We start from the raw sequence: 20,924 nt of genomic DNA, 5'->3' as shown, positions 1-20,924 counted from the left end.
GGACAAAGTAGCCCGCTGTGTATCTGCTCAGTTCAATCACTGAGATAATGGTTAATAGCCGGTGCTGTGGCTGTTGCTCTGATGACCTAAGGTCGCCAGCAAGCTGCCCAACAGGCTAGACGCGCCAAAACGGAAGTGGCGAGCATCAGCCCAACCTTCGCCCATCAATTGGTCGGCCAGTTGCAGGAATTGTGCGGCGTCCTCTGCGGTACGTACGCCCCCCGCAGGTTTAAAACCAACGGTTTTCGCCACCCCTAAGTCACGGATAGTGCGCATCATAATGCTGGCACTTTCCAGCGTGGCATTAACCGGTACCTTGCCAGTGGAAGTTTTGATGAAATCAGCTCCAGCCTTGATAGCAATCTCACTGGCCTGACGAATCAAATGCTCTTGCTGTAACTCACCGGTTTCAATGATGACTTTCAGCAATACATTGGCGTCAGCGCAAGCTGCTTTGCACTGTTTGACTAATTCAAAGCCGACTTTATCGTTACCGGCCATTAAAGCGCGGTAGGGGAAAACCACATCCACTTCATCCGCACCATAGGCAATCGCCGCCCGAGTTTCAGCCAGTGCAATGGCAATATCATCATTGCCATGTGGGAAATTAGTGACGGTTGCAATGCGGATTTCAGGTGTTCCTTGCTCGCGTAATGTTTTACGCGCAATAGGAATAAAGCGAGGATAAATACAGATTGCCGCGGTATTACCGGCAGGACTTTTCGCCTGATGACACAGAGCAATAACCCTCTCATCGGTATCGTCGTCATTCAGGGTGGTTAAATCCATTAAACTCAGTGCGCGTTTAGCATAATCGTTTAGATTCGCGCAGGCGGTTAAATCGGTCATAAAACTCTCCAACACTTTTCAGCCCTGACACCTTGCCAAAACTGAGCATTTATTTATGAGCAGCAGGGTGCTAGCTCAATACGTTGGCGAGCGGACTTGGTTCCTTGAAGATAGCCCCTTTATGGGTGGCAATTGAGATCCATCTCACCGCACTAACTTATCGCTCTATTTGAACACGTTATCAGCTGATGAGATGTGTTCAAATTCACAGTAATCAATAGTAACTTGTAACGGATATAAATTATATGTGATTAATGTCACAAAATAACCTGATTTATGGCTAGCTGACACTAATATGTCCACTTGCATCAAGGATAGCTTATGGCGAGGAATCCGCAGAATTATGGGCTGAACCAGACAGCAATTAGACATCGGTGGGGCAGACGGCTTGAATGTGGGCAGCGCACCAGAGCCGCAGCATACAGCGAGTATGTGGCGCTAATGAGCACTGCCCAATCCAGAATGGCAAGTCAAACTCGCCGAATCACAAAGCCAGGAAGAAGCCAGCGATAGTGGCACTCATCAGATTTGACAGAGTACCTGCTGCAACAGCTTTCAGACCCAAACGCGCAATATCATGGCGGCGGTTAGGTGCCATGCTACCTAGCCCACCCAACAAAATGGCGACAGAGGACAAGTTAGCAAAACCGCACAGGGCGAAAGAGATAATGGCTTTGGAATGTTCAGAAAGTACTTGTAAACCAGCCGCTTTGACTAACTCTTCAGCTTGTAGGTATTGCCCGAAATTCATAAATGCCACGAACTCATTCACAATTATCTTCTGGCCGATAAAGGAGCCAGCCACCATGGCCTCACTCCAGGGAATCCCTATCAGATAAGCAATTGGCGAGAATACCCAGCCCAGAATTAATTCCATAGAGAGTTGTGGATAATCGAACCAGCCGCCAATGCCACCCAGGATGCCATTGAGTAATGCAATCAATGCAATAAAGGCCAATAGCATCGCACCAACATTGAGCGCTAATTGCAGACCGGAAGCCGCGCCAGATGCCGCAGCATCAATGACGTTAGCTGGGCGATCATCTTCGGCAATCAACGTGGCCGCATCCACCTTATCGTGCGTTTTTTCAGTTTCTGGCACCATCAACTTAGCGAACAGCAACCCCCCGGGAGCCGCCATAAAGGAGGCCGCAATCAGGTATTCTAGCGGCACGCCCATTTGGGCATAACCGGCCAATACTGAACCCGCGACGGAGGCTAAGCCACCACACATTATGGCAAACAATTCAGATTGCGTCATAGTGGCAATATAAGGGCGCACCACCAATGGCGCTTCGGTTTGCCCAACAAAAATATTGGCCGTCGCGGAAAGAGATTCAGTGCGCGAGGTGCCCAACAGTTTCTGTAGCCCACCACCTAAGACTTTAATTACCAGTTGCATAATGCCGAGATAATATAAAACGGCAATTAATGAGGAGAAGAATACAATGACGGGCAGAACTCGCAGGGCAAATACAAAACCACCGCCACCAAAGACTTCAAACATTTTGTCGGAAACCAAGCCGCCAAACATAAATGAAATCCCGTCATTGCCGTAAGCAATAACATTCGCGACACCCTCAGACATCCCGCCAAGAATACGACGCCCTACAGGTACATATAATACCAACGCACCAATACCCACCTGAAGAATAAATGCCCCAACTACAGTGCGGATATTGATCGCCCTAAAATTACTGGAAAGTAGCACGGCTATTAATATCAGTACTGCCATTCCGACTAAACTCATGAGCATGCAGATAATCCTGTTAATGATTTGTTTTGTAATAATGTGGAAGTGGATTATACCGGCATGACCTGACTATCAAACTATCTCTGTCACAAATAAACACAACTGGAAGCAACTGTAAGATAATTAACGTGATGAGAATCACATTAAAACAGCGAAAAGTGAAAGCACGCTAACTATTAGGATGATTTGTATAATGAAATCAAAATACTATCGGGGCATTAATTAACTGAGGGTAATGAGAATAACTGTTGGCTGTTTTCTAATAGCTGAGCTGCAATCTCTTGCGGGGTTTCAGGGCGTAACTCACATAACACAGCAAAGACATTTGCTGCTCGCTCTGGCCGGTTGGGTTGACCTTGAAAGCCCGCAAGGGGCATATCCGGCGCGTCAGTCTCCAGTAATAGGGCGGATAGGGGTAATGTCGCCATCACATGGCGCGTTTTCTGCGCCCGTTCATAGGTGATAGTCCCCCCCACACCAATGTAATAACCCAAGCGAATGAATGCTTGCGCCTGCACTAAACTGCCCGCAAAGCCGTGTACCACACCAGCGCGTGGCAAAGCGGCTTTACGCAAGACAGCCGCGAGCGGGTCATGTGATCGGCGCGAATGCAAAATGACCGGAAGATCATGCTGCTTGGCAAGTTGCAACTGAGCATTCAATAACGTTAATTGGCGTGGTAACTGCGGCTCATCCATATAGAGATCCAGGCCAATTTCCCCCACGGCCACCAGTTTGTCGGTTTTATCTCGCAGGGCCGATGCCAATGTGGCTAAATCAGCCTCCTGATGCCGCGCAATATAAAGCGGATGCAGGCCCAGCGCGGCAAATAGTGGTGGATAGTTAGCCGCCAAATCGAGAATGCGCGAAAAATAATCAGCGCTCACGGCAGGCACGATAATTTGCCTGACATTCGCTTGTGCGGCGCTAGTTAAGCTCGCCATTTCCGCACCGCTGAAAGGTGGAAAATCAAAGTGACAATGTGTATCGATAAAATAGGGCATCTGCCCACGGCTCCATGCCATTACGCGGTATCGCCTTTGGTTTTCGCCATATCTGGCGGCAAAATAATATCTGGCGATTGAGTGAGGTCAAATGAAGAATCCTCATTATTAATCAAGTTAACCATCTCATCTGGTTGGTTAATATTTTGCGGTTGCAGCATGCGGCGAGAAAGAGAAATCGACGGTTTTTCCCCTTGGATTTCAGACTGTTCCAATTTATCTCGCGGCAGCAACCAGTGCCCCACCGTCGCCAGGAAATAGCGGCCACAACGACGCCCTAAATGATAATCACGATTCAGAGCCGCAATCCGGCTACCCAGTGCATTACTGGCCAGAGGTTTAGGCGGGAAAATCTCGAAAATACGCAAATCACCCGGCGGATTTTCAATAAATTGCTGAATACGGTGATAACTCTGTTCATGCTGCTGCATAATCCGCACCAGTTGCTGCAAGCTACTCTCACTCAGCCAATGCTCCATCCGCTTCATCCATTGCGGCGTATAATAAGCCTGCGAGGGTACTGTGCGGATAACCACAATGGTATCGGCCCCACGGCGATAAGCTTCCTCGACGGGAATGGCATCACTAATGCCGCCATCTTGATAGCTAACCCCATCTAAATCAACATGTTGACGATACAATCCTGGAATCGCACTAGAGGCCTTAATCGCCGGTAACCAGCTTTCTCGGGTCGGGGAGATATAGGTAGGTTCGAAATCATCACTGCGGCAAGCGCACATGAGAAACTCACGGCCATCACGTAGATGCTGCTCGGCTTGATCCATGGCCAATGGCAGCTGCTGGGAGGTGATATCCACCAGCCAATCGAGATCAATTAAGTGCCCGCCACGAACAAATCGCAATGGATTGAAGAAATCAGCGGTGGTGGTGTAACGGGTAATGACGCGGCGAGCATAGCCCGGCTGGCCACAGATAAACGCAGAGAGATTTTGCGCGCCAGCGGAGGTGCCAATCATCAAATCAAAAGGGTTAAAGCGGGCGCGCTGGAATTCATCCAGCACACCGGCTGTAAAAATTCCCCGCTGCCCGCCGCCCTCGCAGACCAACGCCATTTTACCGGGTTGGTATGGTTTATAGGCGAGTGGCTCAATATTACCGAGCGTGATAGGTATTCTGTATCCCACCATCTATCCTCATTACGTTACAACAGGTGTTGAGGATACCCCTTCTGACCGCTGCTGTAACCCTCACGCCGGGTTAAAGGCGTTTACGTCCTGTAAACAAACTGATGAGGAATAGAATAATACCGACGACGAAAACCACTTTTGCGGCCCAGGCTGCCGTACCGGCTAGCCCACCAAAACCTAATGCCGCCGCGATTAACGCAATAATCAGAAATATAATGCCCCAGCGAAACATAAGCTTCTCCTTCCCGTTTGAAAAAATGACTTCGTAAACTCAGGTTCAAAAATCACTCTTTAACCACTGCTGCCTATTTGACAGTAGCGTATTTGACAGAAATTGTGATATTTGGGCTTATTGGATGAATTATTTATTTGGCTGAATTATTAATGGGTATTTCGCGGGTTATATAGTTGCCCACGAAATGCCCATCAACCCAATAATAATTAAGGCTTGATGCTGAGGTCGTTTTTAACGCTTTTTACGCCATCAACAGCTTTGGCAATACTTTCAGCGCGTTCGGCTTGCGCTTTATTCTCAACATTACCGGATAATTGCACCACGCCATCAGTGGTTTCTACTTTAATTTTACGTGACGGTACAATATCATCTGCCAGTAATTTGGCTTTAATTGAACTGGTTGTTGCGGCATCGCCAGCATATTCGCTGACTGATTGTGATTTCTGATCTTTCACATGTAGCTTATCGCTCACAGATTTAACGCCTTCGATATTTTTGGCAATATCAACTGCGGTTTCAGCTTCAGCCTGAGAACTCACAAAACCACTCAGGGTCACCACACCATGGCTAGTTTCAACTGAGATATCAGTGCTTTTAAGTGTTTTTTCTTCCAGCAATGCGCTTTTTACTTTGGCGGTTGCAGCGCTATCACCCATGTAGTTGTCAACTTTCTTCATAGAGCTATCGAGCTTAGCTCCAGCGCTATCAACAGCATTGGTGGTCTTATTAATCATTGTCTCTTCAGCGAAGACACTACCGCTCATCAGTGCGGTACCTAAAATAACAGCCATCATTGAACGGGCAAATTTTGTGTTTGTCATCGATTTCTTCCTTCATTGTTATGAATCCAAAACCAGCATCGTGCTTAATTCTTAGATTCTTAAGCCACCTTATATAGGTGAGCATTTGATGAATACTTTACGATTATTGCAGGTTAACCAACTCAATTTTGATGTGGGTCAATCTTGCTGGTACCTATAAAGATAGAGCATTTCAGCAAAATAACAGTCGGAATAAGACTAAAATCAGAATATAGCGGCCAAGTAAGATTTATCTTACAGAGAAAATAGTGAGGGAAATTAATGAATCGGGGCACTGAGTACCCCGACAGAATACGGCTTGCAGCGCGATTAATGCTCGCGAGTTTTACGGAAACGAACTTCAGGATAACGTTCTTGCGTAATATTAAGATTAACCATAGTCGGGGCGATATAGCTCAAATTATCACCACCATCCAACGCCAGGTTAACCTCATTCTTACGTTTAAACTCTTCGAATTTCTTCACATCGTCACATTCAACCCAGCGCGCGGTTGATACGTTAACCGACTCATACACTGCTTCCACGTTGTATTCGCTTTTCAGCCGTGAAGACACCACTTCAAACTGTAGAACACCAACCGCCCCGACAATCAGATCATTGTTAGTCAGTGGACGGAACACCTGCACCGCGCCCTCTTCTGACAACTGAACCAATCCTTTGAGTAACTGTTTCTGTTTCAATGGGTCACGCAGACGAATACGACGGAACAATTCTGGTGCAAAGTTCGGAATGCCAGTGAACTTCATCTCTTCACCTTGAGTGAAGGTATCACCAATCTGAATAGTGCCGTGGTTATGCAGGCCAATAATATCCCCTGCATAGGCCTCTTCGAGGTGGGAGCGGTCACCGGCCATAAAGGTCAGTGCATCTGAAATCACCACATCTTTCTTGATGCGCACCTGGCGCAGTTTCATGCCTTTTTCAAAACGCCCAGAAACCACGCGCAAGAAAGCGACGCGGTCACGGTGTTTTGGATCCATATTAGCCTGAATCTTAAAGACAAAACCGGTAAATTTCTCTTCGGCGGCCACCACTTCGCGCGTGTCGGTTTTGCGCGGCATTGGTGCAGGAGCCCACTCAACCAAACCATCCAACATATGGTCGACACCAAAGTTACCCAGCGCCGTACCGAAAAATACCGGCGTTAAATCGCCCGACAGGAAAGCTTCATGATCAAATTCATGCGATGCGCCCTGAACCAACTCCAGCTCTTGGCGGAACTGCTTAGCCAAGTCTTCACCCACGGCAATATCCAGATCCGGGTTATGCAACCCTTTGATAATGCGGACTTCCTGAATGGTGTGGCCCTTACCTGTCTGGTACAGATAAGTTTCGTCCTTATAAAGGTGATAAACGCCTTTAAATAACTTACCGCAGCCAATCGGCCAAGTGATTGGTGAGCAAGCAATTTTCAGCTCGCGCTCCACTTCATCCAGCACTTCCATCGGATCACGAATATCGCGGTCCAATTTGTTCATAAAGGTCAAAATTGGCGTATCGCGCAGACGGGTCACTTCCATCAGCTTACGTGTCCGGTCTTCGACCCCTTTCGCCGCATCAATCACCATCAGACAGCAGTCAACGGCGGTTAGCGTACGATAAGTATCTTCGGAGAAATCTTCGTGCCCTGGGGTGTCCAGTAAGTTAACCAGACAACCGCCATACGGAAACTGCATCACGGAAGTGGTGATGGAGATACCGCGTTGTTTTTCCATTTCCATCCAGTCAGATTTGGCATGATGGCTTGAGCCACGGCCTTTTACCGTGCCTGCAGTCTGAATGGCGTGTCCAAACAGCAACACTTTTTCGGTAATGGTGGTTTTACCGGCATCGGGGTGGGAAATAATCGCGAAAGTACGTCTTTTCGCGACTTCCAGTGCATATTCACTTGGAGACATAGTTTGAATTTTCTACTTTTAGGCCGCCCTGCTCTGGCATGACTTCGGGTGCATGCATGATTCAGGGAAGCGGGAATCAGTGTTATAGCGCGGTATTTTCCCTGATTTAACCGGGATAGACAATTTATTCTCGGTAAAACGGTGCTACCCCATCGGTAGCGCCATCATAATGGCATCTTCGCGCCCATTGACACTGGGATAATAGTTGCGACGCACGGAAACTTCGTTAAACCCGAGGCTTTCATACAAGGCTATCGCGCCTACATTTGAGGCCCGAACTTCAAGCCAAAGTGTGAAAATATTACGTGTTTCCAGCTGCGTAATCACATGCTCAAGCAGCAAACGACCACAACCTTGGCGCTGAAACTGCGGATCAATAGCAATATTAAATAATGTCGCTTCATCCAATACCAGTTGGGTAATGGCAAAACCGGCCATTTGCTCATCAACACTCAACTTGAAATTGAGGTAACGCTCGCCTTGATTGCTGGCTAAGGTTTTTTCCGTCCACGGAAAAGCATGGCTGGCTTGCTCAATTTGATACGCTGTGGCCAGATCGGCTGGCGTCAGGATAGAAATCTGCTTCATGGTGACAAATCTGCTGCCAAAGTGCGCGCTTAGCGCTCGCGTCTTGATAAAGTCCGGCCAGTGCCGGGCTGTGTAATTGTGCACCCGCCACCGCAAGTGGTTCACTGATGCCCAATCGCCAACTGTTGCACTGTGTTTCTTCGGGTAACATCGCCACCTGATCTGGCGTCAGCACATAAGCCTGACGGCAAGTCAGCCCCAGGCTGCGCAGCACATCGCACAACAGTGGGTCATCTGATTCAGGAAGCGGGTCTGCTACAATCAACAGCCGGGTATCATCAGGCAAGCGTATTGCAATTTCACCCTGCAAGGCGGCCGGGCGGCGCAACATCCACTGCGTAATGCCAAGCTGTTGTAACAGTAAGTCTCGTCTTGATGCCATGCCCTTTCCTGTCAAAGCAACCCGAATATCGACACTATGCTAGCAAACCCATCGAACATGCGCCAACAAACCTCTATAATCCCCGATCATATTCTTAAAGGAGCCAAAGACTGATGTCTGCATTAACCCCAGCCAGTGAAGTGATACTGCGCCATAGTGATGAATTTCTAGCCCGCCACGTGTTGTTTGCCGGTGATTTACAAGATGCGCTGCCAGCGCAATTTGATGCCGCCGGGGTTCGGGTTCACACCAATCAATATCACCACTGGCAATTACTGAGCAATACGCTGGAAGAGAATGTGCAATTCGGTCTGGTGGCAACGCCTGAGACAGTAGCTGGCTACGATACGCTGGTTTATTACTGGCCCAAAAGCAAGCAGGAAGCCCAGTTCCAACTGGCGAATTTGCTGTCATTACTGCCCGTCGGCTGCGATGTTTTCGTGGTTGGCGAGAATCGCAGTGGTGTGCGCAGCGCGGAAGACATTCTGTCTGAATTTGTACAATTGAGCAAAATTGATAGCGCCCGCCGCTGCGGCCTCTACCATGGCCGGTTAGATAAACAGCCAGTGTTTGATGTCGATGCCTGGTGGGAAAGTTATCAGATTGGCAATGTGGCAGTAAAAACCTTACCGGGCGTATTCAGCCGTGACTCACTGGATTCAGGTAGCCATTTGCTGCTTTCTACTTTCAGCGAGCCGTTTAAAGGCAGTGTGTTAGATGTCGGGTGTGGCGCTGGTGTGCTGGCTGTGGTATTGGCGCAACAATCGCCAAAAATCAAATGGACGTTGAGTGATGTGAGCGCCGCAGCAATTGCAGCCAGCCGAGCAACATTGGCGGCAAATAATATTGATGCACAAGTGATTGCCAGCAATGTCTACTCTGACATTAAAGGCCGCTTTGAGATGATTATTTCAAACCCGCCTTTCCATGATGGGATCCAAACCAGCCTGACTGCGGCAGAGATGCTGATCCGCGGCGCAACTGCGCACCTGCATGTGGGCGGTAAATTGCGTATCGTGGCGAACTCCTTCTTACCTTACCCTGCACTGCTGGATGCTGCATTTGGCAGCCATGAAGTGCTGGCACAGAATGGCCGTTTTAAGGTGTATCAGGCAACTGTCGGGCGTCCGCCACGAGATCCTAAGAAAAAACGTTAATTAAGCATTCAGATAGACCATCCCTTCCGCGCCGTAGCGCTCACCTGCTGCGGCATGGAAGGGGAATACTGCATCAAGCGCTGCCAACTCTTGCGCACTGAGCACCACATCCAATGCCGCCAAGTTCTCTTCCAGATAAGTTCGGCGCTTAGTGCCAGGAATGGGCACAATGAAACTTTTCTGCGCCAACACCCACGCCAACGCTAATTGTGACGGCCTAACCCCTTTATCTTGCGCCATTTTTATCACGGTGTCGGCCAGAGTCAGGTTCAAAGTAAAATTATCGCCTTGGAAGCGAGGATTATTACGACGGAAATCATCAGCGGCCAAATCATTTGGGCTACGTATTGCTCCCGTCAGAAAACCCCGCCCCAAGGGGCTATAGGCCACAAACCCAACACCTAATCGTTCACAAGTCGCCAAGATGGATGTTTCCACATCCCGCGTCCATAGTGAGTATTCACTCTGAACCGCAGTAATCGGATGAACCTGATGGGCCTTTTCCAATGTGGATGCTGAGACTTCACTCAGGCCGATATAGCGGATTTTTCCGGCAGTGACCAAATCCGCCAACGTCCCAATGACATCTTCAACCGGCACCGTCGGATCACCTCGGTGCTGGTAGTAAAGATCAATGACATCAACACCTAAGCGCTTCAAGCTGCCGTCAACGGACTGGCGAATATAGTCAGGGCGGCTGCTCACACCGCGAACCGTGGGGTCAGTCGGATCACGAACAATACCAAACTTGGTGGCTAAAAAGACCCTTTCGCGTTTGCCCTTAATCGCCCGCCCCACTAACTCCTCATTGGTCAATGGGCCATACATATCAGCGGTATCCAGCAGAGTGACACCCAGTTCCAGTGCCCGATGCAGGGTAGCAATGGACTCATTGGCATCCTGATGGGTGGAGTAGAAATCACTCATTCCCATGCAGCCAAGACCCAAAGCAGAAACTCGTGGGCCATTTAGCCCTAATTGACGTTGTTGCATTGCGATACTCCCCATTAGTGATGTCGAAAGAAAGTGTGGTTGTTTCGTGCGGAAAGATAAATAATGCAGATAGCTCATCACTGTTCAAAAAACACCAACAATAGGCGGGCGCAATTATGGACCAGATTCAAGCTATGCGGATATTCGTGCGTATTGTTGAATTGGGCAGTTTCAGCCGCGCCGCAGAAAAACTGCAATTACCGCGCGCGACGGTCAGCCACACACTAAAACGGCTTGAACAGCGGTTAGGAGTCCGTTTGCTGGTGCGCACCACCCGTCAGGTGAATATCACCGCCGAGGGCACCCTCTATTACCAGCGCTGCTTGCAATTATTGTCGGCATTTGAAGAGGTGGATTCGCTGTTCAGTCACCAGCGGCTACAACCGGAGGGGAAAGTGCGCATTGATATGCCCCATTCACTGGCGCGCAATGTGGTTATCCCGGCACTGAGTGATTTTTATCAGCGCTATCCGCATATCACACTGATTCTCGGGGCCAATGACAGCACCATTGATTTGCTACGCGAAGGTGTGGATTGTGTGTTGCGCGCTTGGCTGCCCCATGATGAGCAATTGGCCGTGCGAAATATTGGCCAGCAGCCACAAATAACCTGTGCATCCCCCGCTTATTTGGCCAAATATGGTGTTCCAATGTCACTGGATGACTTAGCGGGCCATCAGGCCGTGGGCTATTTCTCCCAGTTAACTCACCGCAACTATCCGCTCGAGTTTGTTTGTCAGGGGAAAATTGAAAATCGCGTGGTGCCCAGCATATTGAGTGTCAGCGGTGCAGATGCTTATATCGCGGCTGGGGTTGCCGGTTTAGGACTAATTCAAGCGCCAACGGCAGGAATTCAGGGGCAATTAGCACAAGGTGAACTGATTGAAGTGTTATCTCAGATGCCGCCACCTGTAATGCCGCTGTTTATCATGTTCCCGCCGGGGCGCTTTTTGGCCCCCAGAGTTAGGGTGTTAATTGATTGGCTAATTGAGCTATTCGCCCATTATCCGCCGAAATCCAGCCACATTAAAAATTAAGCCTGAAATAACAAAAGCGTCGGTAATTAAATCATTTAATCAACATATGGTGCTTTTTACAGCAAACATCCCGCTTAGGGGAAATAAGTATTGACCTGAACGCGAAAATCTCTAGAATTCGCCCCCGTGGTTGTATCAAAAAGTCATGTTCCGGTACGCGATGGTGGCGGAATTGGTAGACGCGCTAGCTTCAGGTGTTAGTGTTCTTACGGACGTGAGGGTTCAAGTCCCTCCCTTCGCACCAAACATTTCTTTTTCAATCAACAACTTCAGCAGTAAAGATTTATATTGCACAGCACATGCGATGGTGGCGGAATTGGTAGACGCGCTAGCTTCAGGTGTTAGTGTTCTTACGGACGTGAGGGTTCAAGTCCCTCCCTTCGCACCAAGCTGGTGATATAAATCCTAAGTTTTATTCTCTGCAAAATAGACAGTAAGAAATCATTTGGGCGATGGTGGCGGAATTGGTAGACGCGCTAGCTTCAGGTGTTAGTGTTCTTACGGACGTGAGGGTTCAAGTCCCTCCCTTCGCACCACGATGATTTCTCATATCAGCTGCAAATCCATCCTTTCTTCAATAGTTTTGTTGTGTCAATGGATACCATTGTGCATCAATATCGCGGCTATACCGGCTAAAAGTGCCAGACAAGATGGCAGTAGCAGGAAGTGGCGCAACCTTACATGATAGAGCATACTCACCGTGGCCAGCATTGCGACCATAATCAGCACTCGTAACTGATCCACTGTGATATCAGCCCAATCCAATACCACGAGCAAAGCAACCGGCAGTAACATCCCCCAGCCACTGGACATCCCACGACTCAATAAAGCACTTATCCCCCATGAACGGTAAGCTGATAATCTGGCTGTAATCATAATGAGGCTCACTCAAGTGATAATGATAACCAATATCATATATCACTCTAGCAGAGTCTGCATCATCAACTTGTCATGACAAAACCTGTGGTTTAGGCGATCTTGAGCCATTGATACCATCGATATATCAGATTTAGGGGAGTAAATTGATTAGTTGATCGACATCATGATGACAGGCTGAAACAAAAATGGTAATTTTGACTAAGAAAACTCCCAAAGCAATGTTAGAACGCTTCAAACAAAAATAATCACTTAAAATAACTATTTATCATGATGCTCAAATAAAGGGGCTTCATGAGGGTATTGTTTATTTTTCTACTGACAGCACGCCATTATGCAGAGTGAATTGAACATGAATAGCCATTCCTACGATCAGCTTCTGAAAAGTAAGCATCGGCTCTCTTTACTGCTTTTTCTATTTCTTAATGCGTCGTCAGCTATTTTTAGTATGATATTACCCTCCCCTGAAACACCCGCCATGACATTACCTATCATTATGATCACGGTTATCAGTCTAAGCGCAGCTGCATATTTGATTTTCATTTCGAAGAATTATGCCGATAAATTGAATTTATTTTCAATTATCATGGGCGCACTTTGGGCCTGGCAAATCATTCTCAAATTTGAGTATCTGGGAACAAATGAAAATAACTACTTATTACTCAGTCTGTTTACGATTTTCTTTATTGGCACCATTGCCCTATCGGATAACTTTCTCGCTTTTTGTTTGCATACCGCCCCTTCGGCATTGACTGTTATTTTTTTGGATGACTTCCAAAATATTTTCCGCATCATCTTCACGATTATGCTGCCCCTGATTGGCTTCTCTTTGCATCATTTGATGTTACGCCGCAGTGATAACTTCACTCGTAAGCTTGTTGCACGTCTTTATAATGAAAGAGAAAAATTCAGTGATTTAAGTATGATAGACCCACTCACCAGTTTATATAACCGCCGTGGGTTAGAGAATAAACTGGAGACATTACTCGCTCAATCCCCCGGTAATCATTATGTGTTACTACTGGATATCGACCATTTTAAGGCCTATAACGATAACTACGGCCATACCATGGGAGACCAGGCATTAGTGCGAGTGGCGGCAGCAATTCGCGATGCTGTCCGTTCGCGTGATATCGTGGTGCGCTATGGTGGTGAAGAGTTTTTAGTGTTGTTGACACATGTGAGCGAAGAGTATGCCACCCAGTTAGCTGAACGGGTAAGACAGCGAGTTTTAAGCCTTGATATTCCACATTTTTTCAATCATAAAGTGTCCACAACCGTCACACTCAGCGCCGGGATATCCCCCTTGCAATCCTATGATCTGGCCTCCTCACTTAAAGCTGCGGATGATGCACTTTATCGAGCTAAAAAAGATGGGCGCAATAAGGTCGCATTTGCTGAAGAAAATTTATCAAAGGTTGAATCATCCCTCTGATAAAATGATTAAATAAAGTGCCCGATGATTAATTATTCTGTAAATGGTTGAGTTGAATACTGCGGTATTATATTTCTCTTTTATTCTGTTATTAAACCATGTCATTACATAGACAAAATGTAATCACTAGTTTATCAATTGGCAGATAACATCTATTTAAGCTAATCATTCTAATTTCTCTATTCATAAAAATTAGTTTTTAAATGATAACTGGCTCTATTATCTCAACCTCAATACCCACCTATCTTTCGTCAAAAGTGACTCCCTCGGCCAAAACAAACCCGGAATATTATGCGAATAACAGAATAAGAATAATGATAATCAATATCTTTCAGACGTTGAATCATTGTCTGCGGTGGGGTGATAAATTCTTTTTTAACTCCGTCATTCGCGATTTTTATTGGATAACAAATTATTTTGTTGCTTTGCTAAACCGATTCTTCTACTTTTAGCAACAACTGGAATTGCAGAAAATAGGGGTTTACCATGGAGAATACCGTTTGGGTTTTAGGTGATGCTGTAATTGATTTTGTCCCTTAAAATTCAAATAGTTACCTTAAGTTCCCGGGGGGAGCCCCGGCCAATGTTGCGGTAGGTATTGCTAGATTGGAGGGGGAAAGTGCATTTATTGGCCGGGTTGGGCAAGACAGCTTTGGCCGCTTTCTGCAGCAAGCTTTGCAGTTAGCGGATGTGGTAAAACTGTCACGCGAAGAGCTAGATTTTATCTTCCCGAATCAAGCTATTACCACTGCCATGGAACACTTTATGGCGGATTATGGTTGCCAATTACTCTTGGTCACATTGGGGGCAGAGGGGGTTTGGGTGCATAACCGCCGAGAGATGAAAAAATATGCCAGTTGGAAAATCACCCCAGTAGACACCACGGGGGCTGGCGATGCATTTGTTGCCGGGCTACTCGCAGGATTATCGCAGCAACCCGATTGGTATCAATGCCAAGATTTAAGTGCGGTTATTGCACAAGCACAAGCATGTGGTGCGCTTGCCACCAGTGCTAAAGGGGCCATGACGGCCTTACCTAATGCCCAGGAATTAGCAGATTTTCTACAACGCGGCCACTAATCCTCAATTTGCAGTGCAGCTCACAATAGCTGAATCGGGTTAGCAAAATGTTTTGCTAATCCTGACAGACTGCCCCCTTCAGGCAGAAGAAAAAACCGTTCAAGTGGCAAAACGCCCGGTTTAGCATGCTGGACATATTCAGCTCCGCCGCCCAAGAGTTTGCCGGCAATACCTATTTGGGGGCAACACTGGCTGTTGTCTTCGCCCATGTTAGAATGAGTTATCTTTCAGGGCGACAGATTCACTCGGTGAAAACATTAATCTGTGAAAAACAATAAACGCATTACCATCAACGATATTGCCAAACTGGCTGGGGTGTCGAAGTCGACCGCCAGTCTGGTGCTCAATGGACGTAGCAAGGAATATCGTGTTTCGGACGAAACGCGGGATCGCATTATTGCTCTGGCCGGCGAACATAACTACCAGCCAAGTTTTCACGCCCGCGCTCTGCGCTCACCGCGCAGCCACACCATCGGGTTGGTGGTGCCAGAGATGACTAACTACGGCTTTGCGCTTATTTCGCGTGAGCTGGAAATGTTGTGTCGTGAAGCAGGATTACAGCTGCTTATCGCCTGTACCGACGAAAACCCTAGCCAAGAAATAATGGCCGTCAACAGCTTGGTACAGCGCCAAGTTGATGGCCTGATTGTGGCCTCCAGCCAACTCAATGACGGCGAATATCAAAAAATTAATGGCCGCCTGCCGGTGGTGCAGATGGACCGCTTGATGGGTGAGTCAGAGCTGCCGTTGGTTATCACCGACTCTCTCTCCTCTACCACGACATTGGTCGAAAACGTGGCGCGCCAACATCCGCAAGAGTTTTACTTTCTCGGCGGCCAGCCGCGGATCTCGCCGACCAGAGACCGTTTAGCCGGCTTCCAGCAAGGGCTGAAACAAGCAGGTATCGAATGCCGCCCGGAATGGATCCTCAACGGCCATTATTTACCCAGCTCCGGCTATGAAATGATTGCCCAGTTGTGCGCCCAATTGGGCCGCCCGCCCAAAGCGGTATTTACCGCGGCCTGTGGCCTGCTGGAGGGGGTGCTGCGCTATCTTAATCAGCATCAGTTAATGGGCAGTGATATTCATCTTTGCAGCTTTGATGACCACTATCTGTTTGATTGTTTGCCATTAAAAATAGATAGCATCGCCCAGGATTGCCAAGGGCTGGCTCGCCATAGTTTCGAGATGATAACCGCCCTGATTGCTGAAACACCTTTGGCACAAAATAAGCTCATTCTGCCGGGCCAAATCCATTGGCGGCATCCGGGTTCCAAGGCGCTCAATGAACAGCACTGAACCGGTCACCACGCCAGCGCTAGTGGGGTCGTGGCGGCGCTGCCAAAAACTGATGCAAGCCCAGCAATGGCGGGTACCACACCGCGCGGTAGGGGCCACTTTCCAGTCAATTTGTCAGCGGAAAAATGACTTACTGGTGCTCGGCCAGGCGGCATTGGAAGATGCTTATGAATATATGGAGGCGCGCCATTGCGTCCTGTTAATTCTTGATGAAAGTGGCTGCACTTTGTGGCAATGCGGCCATCCGCAGACCATGGGCCAGCTTCGCGAGTTGGGGATTGATTGCGGCAGTTATTGGGCCGAGGGATTGATTGGCACCAATGCCCCGGCACTGGCCATCGCCGAAGGGCACCCGATACAGGTCAGTGGCCAGCAACATTTCAAACAGGCCCTGCATCCGTGGCATTTTTGTGCCACCCCGGTGTATGACAACAGTGGCCGCCAGCGGGCCGTCATTGTTTTGGGCTGTTTGCTACTTGATAACGCCGCCAGTGACCTGCCACTGACATTAGCAATTGCCCGAGAAATTGGTAATTACCTCCACGCCGATACCCTCTTGGCAGAAACTAACCGCCATCTGAATGAACTCAATGCCCTGCTAGATGGGGTTGAAGACGGCGTAATGGCGTGGGATCAGCGGGGTTGTTTGCTGTACCTTAACCGCCGGGCAGCCGCCATTTTGCAACTCAATGAAACGAATAGCCTTGGCAAGCCGGTCACTGATTTACTCACCCTCCCGGCCTTGCTGAGCCAGGCTATTTTGCACCGAACTCCGCTCAGCCATGTGGAGGTGACCTTCGAGAATCAGCAACAATTTATTCCTGCCTTGCTGACCCTCAAACCCATTCCCGATGGTGACCGCTGCGGTTTTATTGCACTGCTGCATCCGCAAGAATTACTGAGGCAAATGCTTCATAGCCAATTAGGGCGAGCCAGTTATACATTTGATGATATGCCGGTCGCATCACTGGAAATGCGGCGCTTAATTCGTTACGGCAAACAGGCCGCTAAAGGCCGCCACCCCATTTTACTGCATGGCGAAGAAGGGGTGGGTAAGCAGCAATTAGGGCAAGCCATTCACAATGCCAGTAATCGCGCATCCGGCCCTTACATCGTATTGAATTGTCAGGCATTACCACAAAATCTGATGGCGCGGGAGTTCCTTGGCAGTGATGCCAGTGAAGGTGAATCAGGGCAGCCGAGCAAGTTTGAGTTAGCCAACGGCGGCACTTTATATCTGGAACAAGTCGAATATTTGTCGCCAGAAATGCAATCAGCGCTGCTACAAATTGTTAAAACCGGCATGGTGATGCGGGTGAACTCCAATCGAGTCATTCCGGTCGATGTTCGGATAATTACGGCCACCGGCGCTGACCTGCCCTTGCTTGTCAAACAAGGCCGCTTTCGGCGTCAACTGTTCTATACCCTGCAATCTTTTGAGCTCCATATCCCCCCTTTGCGCCAACGTCAGCAAGATATCCCACTCCTGGTTCAGCACACGCTAGCCAGTCTGGGGCAGCATTTTCACTGCCAATATCAGCCGGACGAAAGTGTCATTCGCCAGCTATGCCAATATCCTTGGCCCGGAAATGATCAGGAACTGAAAAGTGTGGTGGAAAGGGCCGCCATGGCCTGTCGCAACAACCGAATAAATCTCAATGACTTACCCGAGCATCTGCTCGGCGAAAAATTGCTATTGGAGCCGGATATGCCCCAACCCCAGCCGGTCTTATCACTGCAAGAATTAGAAAGACAGGCTATTATCCGCGCCGCGTTAGTATGCCAAGGTCAATTGAATGAAATGGCGGCCTTATTGGGGATCGGCCGCACCACATTATGGCGAAAAGTGAAACTCCATCGGCTGGATATCCACCAATTTAAGGGGGGCGAATCGCTGCCGATTTAATATCAATCAACTGCCCAGTCAGGGAATATCATTGGCAATGTGAATGCCTTAAGCTGCTCAGCAGATAACTGGCGACGTCCCTCATTCATTTCGGCCCCTACTCCTTTGCTATTCGCCTCAAAAAAACGTGAATCTTGCGGATAGAACCAGATTTTCTCGCCTTGCTTATCTTTACCTGACATTTTATCCCAACCGTAAATATGGTCATCCATCGTCGTATTGATAAATACGGCCTGACCAATCGCGGCCGGATCAGCATAACGGCCATCGTCAAAAGTGGTCGTCGGGTGCCATGGCCGCCCCAAAGCAAAACTTTTAGCAGGAACTCCGGGCTCTTTAGTCAGCCGGCTGTTAATAAATATCAGACCATAAGGTGATGTGGTTAAGGTGCTCGGAGCGGTGATATAACCATATGGCGGCTCAATATCACTGCGGTCACGCGCAACAATATCGCAATGATCAAAAACCATGACACCGGAGCCAAAAATAAAATCAATATGACCACTGATTTCACAATCAGTGAAATAACTCCGGCTACCCGTCTTACTATAAAGTGTGTCTTGGTAGCCCTGAAGTTTCACTTTTTTAAAACGCGCTTTATCACTATTTTCGGCTAACAATAATGCCACCGCTTGGAGATCTTTTAATTTTGTAGGGTCACTATCTGCTTTCTTTTTATTGGCCGGAAAATCAAAATCATTTCGAATGGTAAGATCTTCCGCTGTAAAGTTTGGCGCATTAACCAGTACGGTGCTACTGCCCGAAGTCCCCCATTTCTCGCCTTGTGGATTGAGCATTCCAGCAGCAGTATTGGCAGCGATTACCGTACCATCACGGGTCTCCCCTTTTAGCGTGACATTATTGCGGGTCACCTCAAGTCTCTCGGTATAAACCCCATTCTTGAGGAAGATAATAAAAGGAGAATCATCCATAGGTGCTGATTTCAATGCCATATTAATCGAAGAAAATTCGCTCCCCTGAGGAGTGGTGGAAACCACCGCATTATATTGAGCGGCATGCGCAGCCCCCAATGCAGCAAACGACATCAATCCTGACAATAATGTTTTACCCAGAAAATGAATTGGCATTTCGTGATCCTTAGTGACTGATATTCGCCAGATTAAACTCACGTTGCGTTATTATTAATAAAGTAAAAGTTAGATTTTTATAAAAGCATAATACACAAATTGAAACATCGCTCCAATAACTTGGATCACACTTTTGACATTATGATTAAAATCATAAAAACAATTTTTTATTTTCTTAACTTAATTGGTATAAATTAGATTTCATTTCAATTAACGAGATGAGTAAAAAAACCTGTTACATATAAGCTTTACGGGTTAAATATGTCTTCATAAAGCAAGCAATAAAAAACAATAACATATAATTTGATCAATATATATATTGACGCATATTTATAAAAGCTTGCTGAAAAGAGTTCTTTGAGATATAAAAATATCGAAATAAAAAATCAGACTCACCATTATAGAATAACTTAATTAATATATATATTTTTTTTATTGCTTGTTAACATTAATATAACTTATCAATGAAACCTAGTGGGATAGGATAATTTTATTATGGGAATTAAATATAAAATCATTCAGTTCAATATAAATGAATTTGATGTAAATATAAAATCAATTAAAGATGAATTATCATTTAATAAATTAGCTTGGGACACTAATGATATAAAATTATCCCAATTAAGATTCCTCATCAGTAAATATTCTGCACATAGAAAAATAATTCTACAGGAAGCTCAACACTATCTTGATGAAAGTTTGGTTCCCGAAAATATTCAAGCCCTTATATCCGCATTATCCATGCCAGATAAAAAAACTTTTTACGCGTATAAACCTTTTAGAAAAAGGGGTATTAGTCAATTTATTGTTGAATATATTGATAATAAATGGGAAGTTAACCATATTAATCTTCCTTCATTAACTCGCTTTACTCAACATGCTGATCATCAATTAGATTTAAGACAATTAATACGCCGATTTCCACCAATGGATAAAACCACAGTTCATTCTCCGACATTGAAGATACTGATTAAAAAATTCATCGAAATGTTATGTGAATGCGAACCGCAGAGAGGTATAAAAAAAATTGAAGTCACTTGCCATCAAGTATCTTTAATTATCGATAATACAACACACTCAGTTTCTAATTCGCCGGAAGGGTTACATCAGGATGGGAGTAATTATATTGTTTCCGCATTAGTCATTGATAAATATAATATTGAAGGAGGTGTAAGTAAACTCTATTGTGCTGAAAAAGATATGCTCATCAAATCCCATACACTAGAGTGTGGCGAGGGATTATTTCATATCGATAAAAATTCGACGATTTGGCATCAAGTCACACCTATAAAATTAAAGGACCCATCAATAAAAATGGGATATAGAAATATATTAGGATTTGATTTCAATTATATATCGTGAATGTAACCTCCT

Annotated in this window: 19 protein-coding genes, 3 tRNA genes and 1 pseudogene; 11 read left to right on the top strand and 12 right to left on the bottom strand. The window is 46.8% G+C overall.

Going from position 1 to position 20,924, the window contains the following annotated elements; genetic code table 11:
- Positions 1-51: 51 nt before the first annotated feature.
- The 9 genes from deoC to D5F51_RS03145 all read right to left on the bottom strand — a co-directional run bounded on the left by deoC (position 52) and on the right by D5F51_RS03145 (position 8,679).
- Positions 52-849, bottom strand: coding sequence for a deoxyribose-phosphate aldolase (gene deoC / locus D5F51_RS03190; protein ID WP_129195580.1), 798 nt, complete (start codon positions 847-849; stop codon positions 52-54).
- 484 nt (positions 850-1,333) lie between these two features.
- A complete protein-coding gene (locus D5F51_RS03180) occupies positions 1,334-2,605 on the bottom strand; it encodes a NupC/NupG family nucleoside CNT transporter (protein ID WP_129195579.1) in 1,272 nt (423 codons plus the stop codon).
- Positions 2,606-2,820: 215 nt separating this feature from the next.
- On the bottom strand, positions 2,821-3,606 hold the full coding sequence (locus D5F51_RS03175; RefSeq protein WP_087769459.1) for a TatD family hydrolase: 786 nt from the start codon (positions 3,604-3,606) through the stop codon (positions 2,821-2,823).
- Between the two features lie 20 nt (positions 3,607-3,626).
- A complete protein-coding gene (locus D5F51_RS03170) occupies positions 3,627-4,754 on the bottom strand; it encodes a patatin-like phospholipase family protein (RefSeq protein WP_129195578.1) in 1,128 nt (375 codons plus the stop codon).
- Positions 4,755-4,824: 70 nt separating this feature from the next.
- Positions 4,825-4,986, bottom strand: coding sequence for a DUF1328 domain-containing protein (locus D5F51_RS03165; RefSeq protein WP_011191683.1), 162 nt, complete (start codon positions 4,984-4,986; stop codon positions 4,825-4,827).
- A 209-nt stretch (positions 4,987-5,195) separates the two neighbouring features.
- A complete protein-coding gene (gene osmY, locus D5F51_RS03160) occupies positions 5,196-5,810 on the bottom strand; it encodes a molecular chaperone OsmY (protein WP_025379596.1) in 615 nt (204 codons plus the stop codon).
- 309 nt (positions 5,811-6,119) lie between these two features.
- The gene (prfC, locus tag D5F51_RS03155; RefSeq protein WP_025379597.1) at positions 6,120-7,709 is read right to left on the bottom strand and encodes a peptide chain release factor 3; all 1,590 of its coding nucleotides are present in this window, start codon (positions 7,707-7,709) and stop codon (positions 6,120-6,122) included.
- Between the two features lie 144 nt (positions 7,710-7,853).
- Positions 7,854-8,297 (bottom strand): ribosomal protein S18-alanine N-acetyltransferase, encoded by a 444-nt coding sequence (rimI, locus tag D5F51_RS03150; RefSeq protein WP_129195577.1) that lies wholly within the window; start codon positions 8,295-8,297, stop codon positions 7,854-7,856.
- Entirely contained in the window at positions 8,242-8,679 is a 438-nt protein-coding gene (locus tag D5F51_RS03145) for a DNA polymerase III subunit psi (RefSeq protein WP_129195576.1), read from the bottom strand. The genes rimI and D5F51_RS03145 overlap by 56 nt, the downstream gene beginning before the upstream one ends.
- A 113-nt stretch (positions 8,680-8,792) precedes the next feature.
- Between D5F51_RS03145 and rsmC the strand changes: the two genes are divergently transcribed.
- Complete coding sequence (gene rsmC, locus D5F51_RS03140) at positions 8,793-9,836, top strand: 16S rRNA (guanine(1207)-N(2))-methyltransferase RsmC (RefSeq protein WP_129195575.1); 1,044 nt, start codon at positions 8,793-8,795, stop codon at positions 9,834-9,836.
- Here rsmC and D5F51_RS03135 read toward each other — a convergent pair whose 3' ends face one another.
- A complete protein-coding gene (locus D5F51_RS03135) occupies positions 9,837-10,829 on the bottom strand; it encodes an aldo/keto reductase (protein ID WP_025379601.1) in 993 nt (330 codons plus the stop codon).
- A gap of 116 nt (positions 10,830-10,945) precedes the next feature.
- Here D5F51_RS03135 and D5F51_RS03130 point away from each other — a divergent pair, with 116 nt between their 5' ends.
- From D5F51_RS03130 to D5F51_RS03115, 4 genes are all read left to right on the top strand, one after another.
- Complete coding sequence (locus tag D5F51_RS03130; protein WP_129195574.1) at positions 10,946-11,866, top strand: LysR family transcriptional regulator; 921 nt, start codon at positions 10,946-10,948, stop codon at positions 11,864-11,866.
- Positions 11,867-12,023: 157 nt separating this feature from the next.
- A tRNA-Leu gene (locus D5F51_RS03125) sits at positions 12,024-12,110 on the top strand.
- Between the two features lie 57 nt (positions 12,111-12,167).
- A tRNA-Leu gene (locus tag D5F51_RS03120) sits at positions 12,168-12,254 on the top strand.
- Positions 12,255-12,315: 61 nt separating this feature from the next.
- Positions 12,316-12,402 (top strand) — tRNA-Leu (locus D5F51_RS03115).
- A 55-nt stretch (positions 12,403-12,457) separates the two neighbouring features.
- Here D5F51_RS03115 and D5F51_RS03110 read toward each other — a convergent pair.
- Positions 12,458-12,742, bottom strand: coding sequence for a DUF1435 family protein (locus tag D5F51_RS03110; protein WP_025379603.1), 285 nt, complete (start codon positions 12,740-12,742; stop codon positions 12,458-12,460).
- A 334-nt stretch (positions 12,743-13,076) separates the two neighbouring features.
- Between D5F51_RS03110 and D5F51_RS03105 the strand changes: the two genes are divergently transcribed.
- The 5 genes and pseudogenes from D5F51_RS03105 (at position 13,077) to dhaR (ending at position 18,462) form a co-directional block, all read left to right on the top strand.
- A complete protein-coding gene (locus D5F51_RS03105) occupies positions 13,077-14,177 on the top strand; it encodes a GGDEF domain-containing protein (protein ID WP_129195573.1) in 1,101 nt (366 codons plus the stop codon).
- Between the two features lie 486 nt (positions 14,178-14,663).
- A pseudogene (locus D5F51_RS03100) lies at positions 14,664-15,257 on the top strand (PfkB family carbohydrate kinase).
- A gap of 125 nt (positions 15,258-15,382) precedes the next feature.
- Positions 15,383-15,535, top strand: a complete 153-nt coding sequence (locus tag D5F51_RS22455; RefSeq protein ID WP_162301675.1) for a hypothetical protein — start codon at positions 15,383-15,385, stop codon at positions 15,533-15,535.
- Positions 15,522-16,556, top strand: a complete 1,035-nt coding sequence (locus D5F51_RS03095; protein ID WP_129195572.1) for a LacI family DNA-binding transcriptional regulator — start codon at positions 15,522-15,524, stop codon at positions 16,554-16,556. Before D5F51_RS22455 ends, D5F51_RS03095 begins: the two co-directional genes overlap by 14 nt.
- On the top strand, positions 16,543-18,462 hold the full coding sequence (dhaR, locus tag D5F51_RS03090; protein ID WP_025379607.1) for a dihydroxyacetone kinase operon transcriptional regulator DhaR: 1,920 nt from the start codon (positions 16,543-16,545) through the stop codon (positions 18,460-18,462). Before D5F51_RS03095 ends, dhaR begins: the two co-directional genes overlap by 14 nt.
- Before the next feature lie 2 nt (positions 18,463-18,464).
- On the opposite strand, the gene D5F51_RS03085 is transcribed toward dhaR, so the two are convergent.
- The gene (locus D5F51_RS03085) at positions 18,465-19,550 is read right to left on the bottom strand and encodes a pectinesterase family protein (protein ID WP_129195571.1); all 1,086 of its coding nucleotides are present in this window, start codon (positions 19,548-19,550) and stop codon (positions 18,465-18,467) included.
- A 495-nt stretch (positions 19,551-20,045) separates the two neighbouring features.
- Here D5F51_RS03085 and D5F51_RS03080 point away from each other — a divergent pair, with 495 nt between their 5' ends.
- On the top strand, positions 20,046-20,912 hold the full coding sequence (locus tag D5F51_RS03080; RefSeq protein ID WP_129195570.1) for a 2OG-Fe dioxygenase family protein: 867 nt from the start codon (positions 20,046-20,048) through the stop codon (positions 20,910-20,912).
- Positions 20,913-20,924: the final 12 nt, after the last annotated feature.

This window comes from Yersinia hibernica (genome assembly GCF_004124235.1).
Lineage (GTDB): Bacteria > Pseudomonadota > Gammaproteobacteria > Enterobacterales > Enterobacteriaceae > Yersinia > Yersinia hibernica.
This window is presented reverse-complemented; position numbering and strand designations above follow the sequence as displayed.

What these genes read in the sequence shown, in the direction of transcription:
- osmY (WP_025379596.1), bottom strand. Translation starts at nt 5,810, where the DNA reads ATGACAAACACAAAATTTGCCCGTTCAATGATGGCTGTTATTTTAGGT.
- D5F51_RS03080 (WP_129195570.1), top strand. Translation starts at nt 20,046, where the DNA reads ATGGGAATTAAATATAAAATCATTCAGTTCAATATAAATGAATTTGAT.
- rsmC (WP_129195575.1), top strand. Translation starts at nt 8,793, where the DNA reads ATGTCTGCATTAACCCCAGCCAGTGAAGTGATACTGCGCCATAGTGAT.
- D5F51_RS22455 (WP_162301675.1), top strand. Translation starts at nt 15,383, where the DNA reads ATGCTGGACATATTCAGCTCCGCCGCCCAAGAGTTTGCCGGCAATACC.
- D5F51_RS03085 (WP_129195571.1), bottom strand. Translation starts at nt 19,550, where the DNA reads ATGCCAATTCATTTTCTGGGTAAAACATTATTGTCAGGATTGATGTCG.
- D5F51_RS03165 (WP_011191683.1), bottom strand. Translation starts at nt 4,986, where the DNA reads ATGTTTCGCTGGGGCATTATATTTCTGATTATTGCGTTAATCGCGGCG.
- D5F51_RS03105 (WP_129195573.1), top strand. Translation starts at nt 13,077, where the DNA reads ATGCAGAGTGAATTGAACATGAATAGCCATTCCTACGATCAGCTTCTG.
- D5F51_RS03110 (WP_025379603.1), bottom strand. Translation starts at nt 12,742, where the DNA reads ATGATTACAGCCAGATTATCAGCTTACCGTTCATGGGGGATAAGTGCT.
- deoC (WP_129195580.1), bottom strand. Translation starts at nt 849, where the DNA reads ATGACCGATTTAACCGCCTGCGCGAATCTAAACGATTATGCTAAACGC.
- D5F51_RS03180 (WP_129195579.1), bottom strand. Translation starts at nt 2,605, where the DNA reads ATGCTCATGAGTTTAGTCGGAATGGCAGTACTGATATTAATAGCCGTG.
- D5F51_RS03170 (WP_129195578.1), bottom strand. Translation starts at nt 4,754, where the DNA reads ATGGTGGGATACAGAATACCTATCACGCTCGGTAATATTGAGCCACTC.
- D5F51_RS03130 (WP_129195574.1), top strand. Translation starts at nt 10,946, where the DNA reads ATGGACCAGATTCAAGCTATGCGGATATTCGTGCGTATTGTTGAATTG.
- D5F51_RS03135 (WP_025379601.1), bottom strand. Translation starts at nt 10,829, where the DNA reads ATGCAACAACGTCAATTAGGGCTAAATGGCCCACGAGTTTCTGCTTTG.
- dhaR (WP_025379607.1), top strand. Translation starts at nt 16,543, where the DNA reads ATGAACAGCACTGAACCGGTCACCACGCCAGCGCTAGTGGGGTCGTGG.
- prfC (WP_025379597.1), bottom strand. Translation starts at nt 7,709, where the DNA reads ATGTCTCCAAGTGAATATGCACTGGAAGTCGCGAAAAGACGTACTTTC.
- rimI (WP_129195577.1), bottom strand. Translation starts at nt 8,297, where the DNA reads ATGAAGCAGATTTCTATCCTGACGCCAGCCGATCTGGCCACAGCGTAT.
- D5F51_RS03175 (WP_087769459.1), bottom strand. Translation starts at nt 3,606, where the DNA reads ATGCCCTATTTTATCGATACACATTGTCACTTTGATTTTCCACCTTTC.
- D5F51_RS03145 (WP_129195576.1), bottom strand. Translation starts at nt 8,679, where the DNA reads ATGGCATCAAGACGAGACTTACTGTTACAACAGCTTGGCATTACGCAG.